Source organism: Parasedimentitalea psychrophila (assembly GCF_030285785.1).
Lineage (GTDB): Bacteria > Pseudomonadota > Alphaproteobacteria > Rhodobacterales > Rhodobacteraceae > Parasedimentitalea > Parasedimentitalea psychrophila.
The window spans coordinates 2,237,980-2,251,284 of record NZ_CP127247.1 but is presented as its reverse complement, the minus strand read 5'-3'; the positions used below and the strand labels follow the sequence as shown (position 1 = coordinate 2,251,284).

The window sequence follows — 13,305 nt, the reverse complement described above, 5'->3', positions numbered from 1 at the left end:
GAATGGAAAATCTATGTCACGCTAGCATCCGCTGGAAAGCACTGACGTGTCGGGCATAATCGTGTTGCAAAGGATTGCGTCGGTCATAATAGCGCCCGTCATATCCGCGCTGGTCAGATCGGCGCCCGTCAGATCGGCGCCCGTCAGATCGGCGCCCGTCAGATCGGTGTTAATCAGAACCGCGCCGGTCATATCCGCGCCGGTCAGATCGATACCGATCAGCATGGCCTTTCTCAGATTTACGCCGTACAGATTAGCCCCCTTCAGATCAGTGGAGCTCAGATTGGTTCCGTTCAGGATGGCGTCCTTCAGGTCAGCGCCGTACAGTTTTGCGCCGGACATATTCGCTCCGGACAGATCCGCTCCGGACAGATCGCATTCTACGCAAGCAGCGTCTTGTTTCAGTTTTTCTACATGGGAGGCTTCAAACGCGACAACTGGTGCTACGCAAATCGCCCAAACAGTAGCAGCGGTCCCATAAGTTTTCCAATTCACATCCCCATCCCTTCAGTCATGCTGTTTCTTCTATTATTCGCCGTGCAGTTTTCGCGTCGTGCTCATTCAGAATACCCCCCGACTCGACGCAGCGACAAGCGTAGGCGCTAGCCACGCGGCGTATCAAGGTCGGATAAGGGCCGTTCTTGACAGTGATGGTAGAGCGAAATGGCCCAATTGCTGCACCAGGCACATCTCGACACTAAGGGCGGGTTCCTGACCTTCGCTGCGGCCAGCTCCAACGGCAGCAATGCGCAGATTGCGACCTTTGCAAAGTCTGGCTGCGGCTCGCCCTGATAGGGCGTGAACGGCCCAGACCGGCCGTTCGTGGCCACCCAAACTAATGACTGGTTATAGCTCAAACGCCCCTTCTTGCTGGGTTGTTCGTTGAATATCTAACGATGTGGCCCATCGTCGCCTTGACGCTTATCGAGAAGTAATATTTCCCATTTGTCCCAGCCTCTGATTTGGAAGAATGAGTTTCACCAATTGGTTCATTTAAGGGGGGTCACTCGGTCATAAATTGGCGTGTCCAAATAGGTGACGCGCCCTCCCATGATCGTCGCATAAACCTTGATGTGACGGATTTCTCTCGGATCTATTTTTACCGGGTTACCATCCAGAACGACAAAATCGGCAAACTTTCCGATCTCCAGGGAACCGACGTCTTCCTCCATGCCAAATTGATAGGCTGGGTTGATTGTATAGGCCGCCAATGCCTGCTCTGGTGTGATAGCTTGCTGCGCGCCAACGATGCGTCCGCTACTGGTTTCTCGATTAACTGCTGCCCACATATTCAATAGCGGATCAACAGGTGCGACAGGCGCATCGCTGTGCATCGCCGGGCGCAAACCAGCATCATAGGCACTTTTCATCGCACTCATCAGCTCAATATTTTCGGGCCCAAGTGTTCTCTCAAAATGGAGGTCACCCCAGTAGTAGATGTGGCTTGTAAAAATAGTGGGTTCAGCGCCAAGCTGTTTCATCCGAACGAACTGCTCTGGGTGACTAACCTGCGCATGGATGATTTGAGGACGGAAATTTTCTGTATTCGCTGCCCCCATCTCGGTCTTGGCATTTTCCAAAGCATTCAATGCGACATCGACGGCGGCATCGCCGTTGGCGTGAACCGCTGGCCAGAAACCTTTTCGGTAGATGTCGAGGACGAGTTCGTTGAAATATGCTTGTGAGCCCTGAGCACTATCGCCTTTGCCCATTGTATGGTCGTGATAGCCATTGCGCATATATGCGGTGCCCCCTTGAAGGGAGCCGTCAGTCCACGTTTTAATAAAGGGAATGTGGAAAAGTTCGGTTTCGTAGTTCTTTAGCAGCGGCACTATTTCTTCATAATCCGGTGCTGTCGAAAAATACCCTCCAACAAGCCGGGTTGCATAGTCTGGATCCTGGACCGCCTGATAGACCCCCTCCAGCACAAAGGCGTTCATTATCGCCAGCTCGGACCCGGTTGTGATCCCGAATTCTGCGCTGAGTTTCGATTTTTCCACGGCAGCCGCGTGGGTCGCGCTTGGGTAGCTTTTGTAGGGCAGAAATGCGGGCTGACCCGAGAGGTAGCCAGTCAGCTTGCCGGTGTCATCTTTTTCGTAAAAGCCCCCAGCCGGATCAGGCGTGGACTCGTCCAGCCCAGAAATGCGCAGTGCTTCGCTATTCATGAACGCACCGTGCCCGCTAAGATGATAGACAATCACAGGCGTATTGGGGAAAAGTGGGTCCAATAAATCGCGTGTTGGTCCGCGCTTTTCTTCGTAGAGCGTTTGGTCTGCCCCAAAGGCAACAATCCATCCATCTTTGTCAGGCCGAACAGTTGCAATTTTCGTCAAAGCCCCGGCCAGCGTCGGAGTAGTAAACGGCGAGACATCTTCCACCAAAAGCGTGTTGCTCGACATGAATGCGTGGTCATGAGATTCAATAAAACCCGGTACAATAGTGCGGCCGTTCAGATCAAAAAAGAAATCATAAGAGCCAATTTTCTGTCGAACTGCCTCTTCTGTGCCGATTGCAACTATTCGCCCATCACGGAAAGCCAGCGCCTGCGCATCCGGACGCGTCGCATCCATGGTCACGATGTCGGCGTTTATGATCAGCGTGGTTTTCTGTTGATCAGCGGCAGTTTGAGCATCAGCTTCAGAAATTGCGGCAGAAAGGAACATTACCGCAGTCATGAATATAATGAGCTTCACTTTTATCATCGGCTTCTTTCTGAAAATTTTGCTACAGCGATTGGAACGTTCATAGCAAGTATTTGAGGTGCATGGCAAACTGACTACTCTCCAACAACCTAATATGTCACGTTATCCCAAAGCAGTCATTGGTGCTCCGCGCAGCGAACGGCTCCTTTCCTGAAGGTTTTTCGATGCGGGGCGCGGCGTGACAGCTGCCTCCAAATGATGGCGTCCCGCGTTGACAAACCTCGGAAGGAGGAAGCCGCGGGGGGCTGGGTGATGCCTATGGGGAAAGAGCGATGCGGATGGGTTCTACGGCTGGAAGTGGCCGACACTTTGGTAGAACGATTGAGCCTTTGGTGCCGGATGGAACGTCAGTGCCCCCCAGATAAAGGTGTCGCTCGAACTTGTGCGGGTGGGTTCGTGTGCGCATTGGGATGCGAGGCACAGACCGTTTAGTCCGGGCCCTGAGATGGAACCAGAAAGGTATCGTCCAATGGAATGGGCGATTTGTCATGCGGCCTGCTCCCTCGGTGGTGCCCTCGATCTTGGTTGTTGCCCGCGGCGGAATATCTCGACAATGCGCATCGGTCCGCCACAGCAAGGGCACGGCTCCCGTAGAGTGAGAGGGATAATCTCGGCGCTTTGCTGGACCTCCTGGTCAGGCGGCTCCACCTCAAGCAGGGCGCGTATCCTGGCGATGTTGGCCTTGCGGGTCGAGCTGGCCAGCAAGCCATAGTGACGGATGCGGTGGAAGCCGTCGGGTAGGACATGGATCAGGAAGCGGCGTATGAACTCGCCGGTGGAGAGGCGCATGACCCTCTGCCGGTTGCTATTCTTGATGCGATAGTCTTTCCAGTGGAAGGTCACGGCCTCGGCGTCTGCGTTGACCAAGCGGGAGTTCGATATGGCGACACGATGCGTATAGTGGCTGAGATAGGCCAGTACCGCCTCTGGCCCACCAAAGGGCAGTTTGGCATAGACTACCCATTCGGATTTGCGGAACGGGGCGAGCCAAGTAGCAAACGTGTCAGCCTTTGCCAACCCACCCAGATCCCCGAAGAAGCTCAGTTCGCCTGCGTTATGGAGGGCCATCAATCCTTCGATAAAGAGGCGGCGGAACAGCCTGGACAGCACCCGCACATGCAGAAAGAACCCCGGTCTGCATTTGATCCAGCCTACGCCATCCGGCAACAGGCCGCCGCCGGGCACGATCATATGCACATGGGGATGATGTGTTAGTGCTGATCCCCAAGTGTGCAGCACGCTTGTCATACCAACGCGTGCGCCGAGGCGCTTGGGATCGGCCGCGATGGTCATTACCGTTTGGGCGGACGCCTTGAACAGCAGGCTATAGACTGCCTTCTTATTCCAATATGCGATGCGGGCAATCTCGGCAGGCAGGGTGAAGACGACATGGAAATACTCTACCGGCAACAGGTCCTCAGCACGCGCCGCCATCCAGTCCCGTGCGGCTGGCCCCTGGCACTTCGGGCAATGCCTGTTTTTGCAGGAGTTATAGGCAATATGGCCGTGGTCGCATTTGGTGCAAGCCGCCACATGGCCACCGAGCGCCTCGGTCCGGCAGGCCTCTATCGCCGACATCACCTTAAGTTGGCTGAGGCTGATATGCCCAGCATTGGCCTGCCGCCATGCGGGACCGTACTTTCGAAAAATATCAGCAATCTCCAGCTTCGAACGAGACACCGGCCCCGAGCGTCACTCCAACCCTCGTCGGAGCGTGTGATCCTGCAACTGTTTGAGGTTGTCGAACGGGCTGACCGTATTGCGGATCGTCTTAGTGGCGACGTGGGTGTAGCGCGCTGTCGTGCTCAGCTTGGAATGACCCAACAGGACCTGGATCACCCGCACATCGGTATTGGCCTCCAGCAGATGGGTCGCAAAACTATGCCGCAGAGTATGCAGTGTCGCCGGTTTGTTGATCCCCGCCATGTGCTTTGCCGAGGTGAAGGCGCGATTGAGCTGGCGTGGTGACAGCGGATTGATCTTGGGTTTTCCGGGAAATAGCCAGCCCTCGGGTCGTGCCTCAAGCCAATAGTCCCGCAGCAGTTCCAAAAGCCTTCGCGACAGCATCGCCTTACGGTCTTTGCCATTCTTGCCCTCGTCGACATGGATCAACATCCGGTCGCTGTCGATGTCGGCCACTTTGAGGTGGCAAACTTCGGACGCCCGCAACCCAGCGCCATAGCTAATGCCCAAAGCAGCCCGATACTTGAGGCCAGGACCAGGAACGGCTGTCAGCAGATCGGATACCTCCTCGACGCTGAGCACAACGGGCAGTTTATTCGGTTTGCGTCGGAACTGCATGTATCGCTTCATCTCTTCGCGCCCGCAGGTCACGCCGAAAAATAGTCTGAGCGAGACGATCCGGGTGTTGAAGGTCGTCGTCGAAACGTCAGTGTCTGTCATGTGCAACTGATAGGCGCGCAACTCATCTGGTGTTGCGGTATCAGGCGAGCGGCCAAGGAAAGCCGCAAAATGTTTAATCGCACGGATATGCCCTTTCTGCGTCAACTCCTTCAGTCCGCGAATGCGCATATCCTCGATCATCCGCGCTCGCAGCGACGTTGTCTTCTCCTCTTTCATGGAAGCCTCCTGTCTAAAGATTGAGAAGGCCCAATCGTCGAACAGGTTCGTCAGAATACAAAATGCACAGATTTTGCGTAGGTGTGGAACGCTCAACACGAGCGCCATTGCCGCGAGAGCGGCTTAGTCCTTCCGACCTTCGTGCCCCATATGCCGCGTCATGCTGCACCCGGCACGAATGTCGTAGAAGGGCTGGGAGCAGCCGTTAGGCGTGTTTTGCACCAAAGGCAGCTTTGGGCCGAGGCTGTGTGAAAACTCAATTCGGTCGCGATTCCCAAGAATATTATTCCAGTATCTGCCGCTCTGGAGATCACCTTACCGATAGCGCCGAGGTATTGATGCGTACTGAGAATATCCTCCCGCGAGATTCTCGATATACCGAGTTTTCACACAGCCTCGGCCGTTCGCTACAGTTAGACTGGTTGGTGCGGGGCAGAAAAGTATGCTCTTTGGTGGCTCACTGGGAGTCAAGAGAATGTCGGCTTCATCCACGCATCCAGTCCCCCACTTTGATTATAGTTTCTAAGTTCTATAATCAGATCTCATAAACCACTGTCACCGAACGAATTTTTCAGGAGCGCCCTTTTGGATTTCTGAAATCCCGTTAGAATCTTGCACATCAACGCAATTTCATAACGGGTTCATGATGGCACAGGGTAAGCAGGCGAAAGTTCTCACAAACGCTCAGGTTCAGGCAATGCTTCGGCATCTTGAGACCGGTCGAAACAGCGAGCGCAACATAGTCATCTTTTTGCTGACGATGAAAGCAGGTCTTCGAGCAAAAGAAGTCGCGGGACTGCGCTGGACGTCGGTATTGAATTCGAGCGGCGAAGTTGGGGATCACATCGAACTGACAGACAAGACGAGCAAGGGTCGCTCGGGGCGAATTATCCCGATGAACAGGGATCTGCGAAAAGCATTGGGCGTGTGGATGTCGGTATGTTCGGAAAAACGTCAACGACGTGGCGCCCTGCCCTTTCCTGATCGATCCATCATTTGCACAGAACGAAGCGACAGCACACCTGCGCAGGTCATCGTGAATATGTTTCATCGCTGGTATCGCGATCTTGGCTTTGTTGGCGCAAGCTCACACAGCGGTCGACGCACATTCATTACAAACGCTGCAAAGAAAGTCGTGCAGGTTGGAGGATCTCTTCGCGATGTTCAAGAGCTTGCCGGACATTCCAGCCTGACGATGACCCAGCGATACATCGAAGGCGATACGGACGCGAAGAAACGACTGGTGCAATTGATTTGAAACTATCGAGACTGTCGACGGTCTTTAGCGATGACAATTCCCGCTTTGGCCAAGATGACCGCGAAAAAGCCACCAACCCAACCAACCAGCGGCGCGGATAACGCAACCGCTGTGCCCATTAGAGCTAACCCCATGTTACCGACCAAGACAGTCAGAGCAACAGCACAGGTGATCGGGATGATAAGGAGTAGCTGGACGAAAATTGAGCGGCGGCGGAACCAAAACCAAATTCCACTAGCACCAGACCTAACGCGCTTGAACATGTAACCTCCTAGAAATTCATCTCATATGGCCTTGAATGCTTGACCAAGGTCAACCCAAGAGTGTGAGAGCCACTCCTGAGTTCAAGTGATCACTTTGGCAAAGCCACACCGCAACATGCGATAGCGCTACCAATGCTTCCTATGACCGTTCTCTACGACGCCATTAGCGGTGCAGGTTGTTCTTGCTGTTTGTTAGGTTACCAACCGTATCAAGATCCAAATGGTTACCGATTTGACCACGCCGATGCACATGCCCCTCCAGGAGCGCGCTTGGAGCCGAGTCAATGCAGTTTAGCCCGCGAGGGTGGATTTGGCTGCGAACTTTGGCTGTGAACTATCGTCCAGCCCTGACAGACCCTGTCTCTCTAACCCCACTAGCTGTTTTGGTGACGTGGTAGATACCATCGTTCCGCTCTGGAGAACGTTCGATGTGTTGGGAATATCGTCGCTTCATTTCCGATCGGAAATGGAACATAGTCTGCTGAAATGAACAAAAGCGTAGCAGACATGGCAACTTATCGGCCAACACAGGCGGACCACATCGACGGGGCAAATTCCAATAAGGTTTCAGTTCAAGGATTCGCTGATAGCGATTAGATCTGAGCTGACTTCAAGCACAACAGGAGATAGAGATTAGGGGAGAAACACCAGACCATTCACTCTTGGCAGACCTTTTAGCCGATATCTTGCTGGTTTTATCCCCCCAATCCGATCACGCGCAATCACTCTCTGCCCACGCCCCTAAAAGACAGTGTTCAGTGCGGACAACTATTCAGGAATTTTGAAATGCCATCTTCGATAATTTACGCCCGTTTGACCAGGTTTCGTGTATTTGGATTGTTCGGTGGGTAATCCCCCCCGAAACTAAGGGGATGTGGAAGTAGAATTTTCTCGGCAGAATGCATGAGGAGATTTTGATGAAGATGACGAGATATAGCGAACCCCAAATTCTTGCGATCCTACGCCAAGCCGAAGGCGGTGTGCCTGTAACGGAGCTGTGCCGCGAGCACGGGATGAGCAACGCGTCGTTCTACAAATGGCGATCAAAATACGGTGGTATGGACGCGTCGATGATCAGCCAAATGAAGGCGCTTGAAGACGAGAACCGGCGGCTGAAAAAGATGTATGCCGAGATGAGCATGCAAGCAGAATTACTGAAGGAAGCCCTGGGAAAAAAGTGATCCGGCCAGCCTTACGACGGGGTCTGGCCGAGAAAGCGGTGGCGCGCCACGGTATCAGCATTGCGCTGGCCTGCCGCACGTTTGATGTCAGTGAGACGTGCTATCGTTACAGCCCGCTCTTGAGCGATGAGAACGAAGAGATTGCCGATCTGCTGGTTGGGCTGACGGCCGCACGGAAGACTTGGGGGTTTGGGCTATGTTTCCTGCATCTACGTAACGTGCAAGGTCATTCGTGGAACCACAAAAGGGTTTACCGGATTTACTGCGAACTGGAACTGAACTTGCGGATCAAACCTCGGAAACGGTTAAAGCGGGACAAACCCGATGCGCTGGCAGTGCCGGACGCCCCGAACATGACCTGGTCGATGGACTTCATGGCGGATCGCCTCGGGGATGGTCGGGCGTTTCGGCTCTTGAACGTGCTGGATGATTTTAACCGCGAGGGTTTGGGCATCGAGGTCGATTTTTCTTTGCCAGCCGAACGGGTTATTCGCAGCCTTAATCGGATCATTGAATGGCGTGGGAAACCAGGAACCATTCGGGTCGATAATGGGCCGGAGTACATCAGTGGTAAGCTGCTGGAATGGGCTGAGAAACAAGGTATTATCATCCAGTACATTCAACCCGGAAAGCCGCAGCAGAACGCTTACATCGAGCGCTATAATCGCACCGTCAGGCATGAATGGTTGGACCAACATATCATCGAAAACATAGAGGAGGCACAGGACTTTGCCACACAATGGCTATGGACTTACAATAATGACCGCCCGAATATGGGCCTCGGCGGCATCACACCCGCAATGAAACTGAAAATGGCCGCGTAAATTCTACGACCGCCCCCTGTTAAAAATGGGGGGATTACCGGTGAATTTGATCACGAAATCCCGTTCAGTAAGTCGGAACGTATTACAGCCTTAATCGGCCCAAACGGAATGGGAAAAACCGCCTGCCTCAAACTTATTGACGCTCTATTTAAAAAGCGATGGTCGGTTTTCTCAAGCACGGAATTTGAACACATCGTATTTAACTTTTCGGACGGTAGCGAAATAGTAATCCGAAAGTTCCCCGAAGACGAGACATCATCTTCCGTTGAACTCATGGGAATTGCGGTTGAAACAAATACCTCATCCAATGAGACAGGAACTTGGACGCCTCGTTCCATTGATACAACAACGTCAAAATTCTCCCGGGTAGAGAGGTTTTTGCCATTTCTGACGAGAAGTGGTCCGCGAAACTGGACCCATGACTATTCCGGTCAAACATTGAACTTGCAAGATGTTGTAGAAAATTATGCGGCCGATATCCCTGAAGAAATATTGGAGGAATTTTCGGAAACCCCTCCCGAAGATCTATTGACCATTATCAAGAATGTTGATTGTCATTTGATTGAAACTCAGCGCCTTCTAGTCTTTCGCGACGATGACTACAGACGCGGCCCGCATGGCCGGTCTTCTCAGTTGGCGATTTCAAAAAAGGCACAGGTTCTCCGAAATACTATCTCTAAGGAGTTGGCTTCATACGCAGCTATATCTCAGTCACTTGATCGATCCTTCCCTCGGCGCGTGATTCAAACAGGACCGGCAACTTCACCGCAGAACCTGGCCGCATCTTTAGCTGGTCTTGATGCGACAAGGCGTGGCCTTATGGAGGCTGGAATTCTCGATCCAGAAGGTGATGAGGCATTTCCTATCATAAATGATGTCAATGATGCGGTTTCGGCCGTTCTAAAAGTTTACGTTAGTGACACAGAGCAAAAGCTAAATGTTCTTGAAAGGTTACGGGAACGGATACTTCTATTCATTGAACTTATTGATGATAGGTTCACACCAAAGAGTGTGGTTGTTCACAAAAACGAGGGTTTTCGCGTACAACGATCGACGAAGCACGACGTTCCATTGGAGAAATTGTCTTCTGGTGAACAGCACCAACTGGTTTTGTTTTTTGAGCTTCTCTTTGAGCTCAAACCAAACGCCCTAATACTCATTGATGAGCCAGAGCTTTCACTTCACGTGGGGTGGCAGAAGAAATTTATTCCAGACCTGCAAAGAATCATCGCACTAAACGAGTTTGATGTGCTTCTCGCAACTCATTCGCCCCAGCTGATAGGCGAGTGGGACGATGTAGTAGTCGATCTTGGTGATGTGGAATAGCTATGAACTCTCTTACAGCTACAATCACACATCACGATATTTGCGCACAAATTCGTATGGAAAGGCAAAAGCATAGCGGAACGTTTTTGCTTTTGGAGGGCGCCCACGACTCTAGGCGGTTCAAAAAGTTTGTCGACATGGAACAGTGCTCAATCGTCGTTTGTTCAGGAAGATCGAACGTTATTGCGGCAATTGGAAAGCTTCAGGACCAGGGCTTCACAGACTCGTTAGGGCTGGCGGACGCTGATTTTGACAGGTTGCTGAAACAACTGCCGGAAAATGAAGATATAATCTATTCGCGCTATCATGACTTCGATGTGGACGTGATATCGTCGTCGGCTTTTGAGCGCTACTTAGAAGAGGTTGGGAATAGCGAGAAAATTTTGAGCGCTGGAACTATTTCAAAAATTCGGAATGACGTGCTGCAGTTCATCAGGCCCATTTCGGCAATGAGGCTCGTCAATCAAGTTTATTCAATGGGTTATCGACTTGGTCAGTTTGATCTCAGGTTGTTCTTAGCTGAAACGGAGATCGACATAGATAAGATGATTGCCGAGGTGTCCCAAGGAAAGTTTAGCAGCAACAAGGACAAAGAACTTCTTCGGAAGCGGATCGACGACTGCCTGTTACGGAAATTCGATTTGTGGCAATTCTCCAACGGTCATGATCTTATGAGTGCCGTTTCCATTCGTCTGGAAGACCAAATTGGGAGCCGGAAAGGAAGTCAGAATTATCCTAGTGAAGTTTAAAAACACTTACGGCTCGCTTTCGACATCGAAGATTTAAAATCTATTGGACTTCATGACGAGCTTAGGGGTTGGGAGAAAAATAGTAGAGGTCTCAAAGTCCTAAAGTAGAACATTTTCATTGCCTCACGGTCGCGGCTATCCAGCTTGAAGGTTGGCGTGACTGCGAGGACGTGGATGTTTGGGTGATGGTCTTGTCAATTTTCGACAAAGCATTCTGAAGAGATCATTAATGGAAGATTAATTGCAGCCGGAAACAGAAGACTTCACTGATTCACAATGCTCCCTTCAATAGTTTAACGACTGCTGCGTGACGGTATTCTATTCATAAGTTGTGTCGCAATTTATTTCTTTCCATTGGTGAGATGTCCAACAGTATCAAGCGCGACATGATTGCGTGCCTGCTGAAGTTGGTGCAATTGCCCCTCAAGCAGAGATTTCAGTGCCGCGTTTATCCGCTCTAGCTGTTCGACCAAGTCATCACGGTCAGATGGCCCACTCAGAGAAGACAAACCGCGTTTGTACGCCTGATCGGCTTTCTTGCCTGCGGACGCAGATCGGGCAGCGAATGTGGCGACTGAGCCGGATCGAATGATGCCCTCGTCAAGCTGCTGCTGTTCGTCATGGAATTCGGTAAAGGACTTCATGTGTGGTTTCTCCGTTATGTATTGGTGAAAAATGGGAGCGGGCTGTTGTCGTTGTTTGGCTTCAGTCGACGCTTGTTCGCTTCACTTTCGACGAAGGCGCGCATCATGAAAATCAGTTGTGCTGTCATCGGTAAGTTCAGGGATCGGCACGTGCGCTCGAACTCGGTCTTGAGATCGTGCGGCGCGCGAAAGTTCATTGGTGTGGTATTGTTTGTCATGTCTTAGCCCCCTGCTCTTTATTGTATTTATGCGGGCGTTACATTGCGGAGATGACGCCGTACGGGCAGTTGTGCGAAAATGCTCACGAAATGGTACGCGACTTAGATCAGGAGTGATTGTGATATGAAGAGAGTTATTCAAACAGCAGCTGCAATAGCGTTGCTCGCGTGTCCAGCAATTGCAGGCCCAGATGCCACTACTCAAAAACTGCTGGACGATCCTGTTACAATGTTGGACTGGGGCATGTTCAGGCTTGAAACCAGATATAGAGATAGCAGTTGGGTTCTAATTGGCGGTGATACCCACAATACTTTTACCAATGTCAGTTTCAAATGGAACGAGAACAGGGTTCGAATATTTGTTTTGTCCCTTGCGAAAAAAAGTGACGATGCGTTCTCTGGTGATGCAGCAACCGACCGCTGCAAACAAATCATTGAAGGGATAAGGCGCACAGCGGGTGTACTGGACGGTCAAATACACGCTGGTGAATATTCACATTTTGCGATGGAATTTTCCCACAATGGCTTTCAGTACCCGGGAGAAAAAGAGCTCTTGCTTGAATTGGATAAGAAATTCTTCATCAAGGTAAATGTTGACCATAACGGATGCTCGGGAGATTTGCTTTCTACTCGCATAGATTACGAAAGATAGAATGAGTATCATCAGCTTCCGCAGTTGAGAATTTACCGCTATTGTGGACAGCAAACACACATTGAATTTCTTTTTCAGTCACCAAATCGAGCGTCAAATCGAATTGAAATCTCTAGGCGGTCAGCCCAGAGATTTTTCGTTTCCGGCGCCTGAGTGTCAGTAAACATCAGATAGATATGAAAAGATCACGGGGCGCTCACGAAAATGTTATAATGAAAATGGATTATTTCGGTGAATTTGGGAATTCTAGCGATAGCGCGCGTATAAATAGATGTGAGTCATACAGAAGTGTGTGACGACATAACGTAATCAGCGTAGATTAGACTGTCGGAGAAGAGCCAGAGGTGCTTGGATCGCAGATAGCCCGAACGAATAAAGACGCGGGCAGATAGCTAACTATACAAAAGCGCTGAGTATCGAACTAATCACTGAATGTAGCGGGTCGTCCGTGAGATGCTGTTCAGATGGGTTAGAACTTGATATTCCTCGACTCGGCAAGACAGAAGACCGAGTAACAAATGATCTGTCACGAAGTAGGGATTAACCTGCCTAGTTGCTAGAAAGATGTTTTCGATTATCTACTAGCCGCGTTCAGTCGCAAACTAGCCGTCAGTTAAGACGTAACGTAGAATGAGACCGGCTGACCGCCATTCGAACCGAAACTCGGTAATCGTTGCAATCGAAATGTTAGAAACGTCACTTGCGTTTTTTACACTCATCCTTTTGTTTAGGATAAGTGTGTCTACTGCACACATATGAATCTCTAAAAAATCAAATATTGATTATATATTATGTGATTATCAGCGACGTAGGAGCTGATAGCTGCTTGCAGCAACTAAGAGCTTTAAAGAAAACTCTTACGCTTCGCTCCAGAGTTTAGCTTCGCTATCTCAGTATGAATAACTATA

Annotated in this window: 12 protein-coding genes; 6 read left to right on the top strand and 6 right to left on the bottom strand. The window is 51.0% G+C overall.

The window, feature by feature from the left end:
* Window positions 1-21: 21 nt before the first annotated feature.
* Window positions 22-495 (bottom strand): pentapeptide repeat-containing protein, encoded by a 474-nt coding sequence (locus QPJ95_RS10945; RefSeq protein ID WP_270921243.1) that lies wholly within the window; start codon window positions 493-495, stop codon window positions 22-24.
* A gap of 168 nt (window positions 496-663) precedes the next feature.
* Between QPJ95_RS10945 and QPJ95_RS10940 the strand changes: the two genes are divergently transcribed.
* Window positions 664-792 (top strand): hypothetical protein, encoded by a 129-nt coding sequence (locus QPJ95_RS10940; protein ID WP_270921242.1) that lies wholly within the window; start codon window positions 664-666, stop codon window positions 790-792.
* 197 nt (window positions 793-989) lie between these two features.
* Here the strand turns inward: QPJ95_RS10940 and QPJ95_RS10935 are convergent, their stop codons facing one another.
* The 3 genes from QPJ95_RS10935 to QPJ95_RS10925 form a co-directional block, all read right to left on the bottom strand.
* Window positions 990-2,702: an amidohydrolase gene (locus QPJ95_RS10935; protein WP_270921241.1), complete on the bottom strand. Its 1,713-nt coding sequence runs from the start codon at window positions 2,700-2,702 to the stop codon at window positions 990-992.
* A gap of 486 nt (window positions 2,703-3,188) precedes the next feature.
* On the bottom strand, window positions 3,189-4,382 hold the full coding sequence (locus tag QPJ95_RS10930) for an IS91 family transposase (protein ID WP_270921270.1): 1,194 nt from the start codon (window positions 4,380-4,382) through the stop codon (window positions 3,189-3,191).
* Between the two features lie 12 nt (window positions 4,383-4,394).
* Window positions 4,395-5,282 carry a tyrosine-type recombinase/integrase gene (locus QPJ95_RS10925; protein WP_270921271.1) on the bottom strand — a complete coding sequence of 296 codons (888 nt, stop codon included), beginning with the start codon at window positions 5,280-5,282 and terminating at the stop codon, window positions 4,395-4,397.
* 646 nt (window positions 5,283-5,928) lie between these two features.
* Here QPJ95_RS10925 and QPJ95_RS10920 point away from each other — a divergent pair.
* The 4 genes from QPJ95_RS10920 to QPJ95_RS10905 all read left to right on the top strand — a co-directional run bounded on the left by QPJ95_RS10920 (window position 5,929) and on the right by QPJ95_RS10905 (window position 10,883).
* Entirely contained in the window at window positions 5,929-6,540 is a 612-nt protein-coding gene (locus tag QPJ95_RS10920; protein ID WP_270921272.1) for a tyrosine-type recombinase/integrase, read from the top strand.
* Window positions 6,541-7,720: 1,180 nt separating this feature from the next.
* Window positions 7,721-8,808 (top strand): IS3 family transposase gene (locus tag QPJ95_RS10915; protein ID WP_286018159.1). Its coding sequence is split into 2 segments (ribosomal slippage): window positions 7,721-7,982 and window positions 7,982-8,808, totalling 1,089 coding nucleotides; the frame shifts between segments, so codons are not numbered across the junction.
* Between the two features lie 108 nt (window positions 8,809-8,916).
* The gene (locus QPJ95_RS10910; protein WP_286018263.1) at window positions 8,917-10,134 is read left to right on the top strand and encodes an AAA family ATPase; all 1,218 of its coding nucleotides are present in this window, start codon (window positions 8,917-8,919) and stop codon (window positions 10,132-10,134) included.
* Window positions 10,135-10,136: 2 nt separating this feature from the next.
* Window positions 10,137-10,883, top strand: a complete 747-nt coding sequence (locus QPJ95_RS10905) for a DUF4435 domain-containing protein (RefSeq protein WP_270920486.1) — start codon at window positions 10,137-10,139, stop codon at window positions 10,881-10,883.
* A gap of 341 nt (window positions 10,884-11,224) precedes the next feature.
* Here QPJ95_RS10905 and QPJ95_RS10900 read toward each other — a convergent pair whose 3' ends face one another.
* Entirely contained in the window at window positions 11,225-11,527 is a 303-nt protein-coding gene (locus tag QPJ95_RS10900; protein WP_270920487.1) for a hypothetical protein, read from the bottom strand.
* Between the two features lie 14 nt (window positions 11,528-11,541).
* Window positions 11,542-11,745 carry a hypothetical protein gene (locus tag QPJ95_RS10895; RefSeq protein WP_270920488.1) on the bottom strand — a complete coding sequence of 68 codons (204 nt, stop codon included), beginning with the start codon at window positions 11,743-11,745 and terminating at the stop codon, window positions 11,542-11,544.
* 124 nt (window positions 11,746-11,869) lie between these two features.
* Here QPJ95_RS10895 and QPJ95_RS10890 point away from each other — a divergent pair, with 124 nt between their 5' ends.
* Window positions 11,870-12,397, top strand: a complete 528-nt coding sequence (locus QPJ95_RS10890; RefSeq protein ID WP_270920489.1) for a hypothetical protein — start codon at window positions 11,870-11,872, stop codon at window positions 12,395-12,397.
* Window positions 12,398-13,305: the final 908 nt, after the last annotated feature.

What these genes read in the sequence shown, in the direction of transcription:
- QPJ95_RS10940 (WP_270921242.1), top strand. Translation starts at nt 664, where the DNA reads ATGGCCCAATTGCTGCACCAGGCACATCTCGACACTAAGGGCGGGTTC.
- QPJ95_RS10910 (WP_286018263.1), top strand. Translation starts at nt 8,917, where the DNA reads ATGGGAAAAACCGCCTGCCTCAAACTTATTGACGCTCTATTTAAAAAG.
- QPJ95_RS10900 (WP_270920487.1), bottom strand. Translation starts at nt 11,527, where the DNA reads ATGAAGTCCTTTACCGAATTCCATGACGAACAGCAGCAGCTTGACGAG.
- QPJ95_RS10935 (WP_270921241.1), bottom strand. Translation starts at nt 2,702, where the DNA reads ATGATAAAAGTGAAGCTCATTATATTCATGACTGCGGTAATGTTCCTT.
- QPJ95_RS10895 (WP_270920488.1), bottom strand. Translation starts at nt 11,745, where the DNA reads ATGACAAACAATACCACACCAATGAACTTTCGCGCGCCGCACGATCTC.
- QPJ95_RS10920 (WP_270921272.1), top strand. Translation starts at nt 5,929, where the DNA reads ATGGCACAGGGTAAGCAGGCGAAAGTTCTCACAAACGCTCAGGTTCAG.
- QPJ95_RS10890 (WP_270920489.1), top strand. Translation starts at nt 11,870, where the DNA reads ATGAAGAGAGTTATTCAAACAGCAGCTGCAATAGCGTTGCTCGCGTGT.
- QPJ95_RS10905 (WP_270920486.1), top strand. Translation starts at nt 10,137, where the DNA reads ATGAACTCTCTTACAGCTACAATCACACATCACGATATTTGCGCACAA.
- QPJ95_RS10925 (WP_270921271.1), bottom strand. Translation starts at nt 5,282, where the DNA reads ATGAAAGAGGAGAAGACAACGTCGCTGCGAGCGCGGATGATCGAGGAT.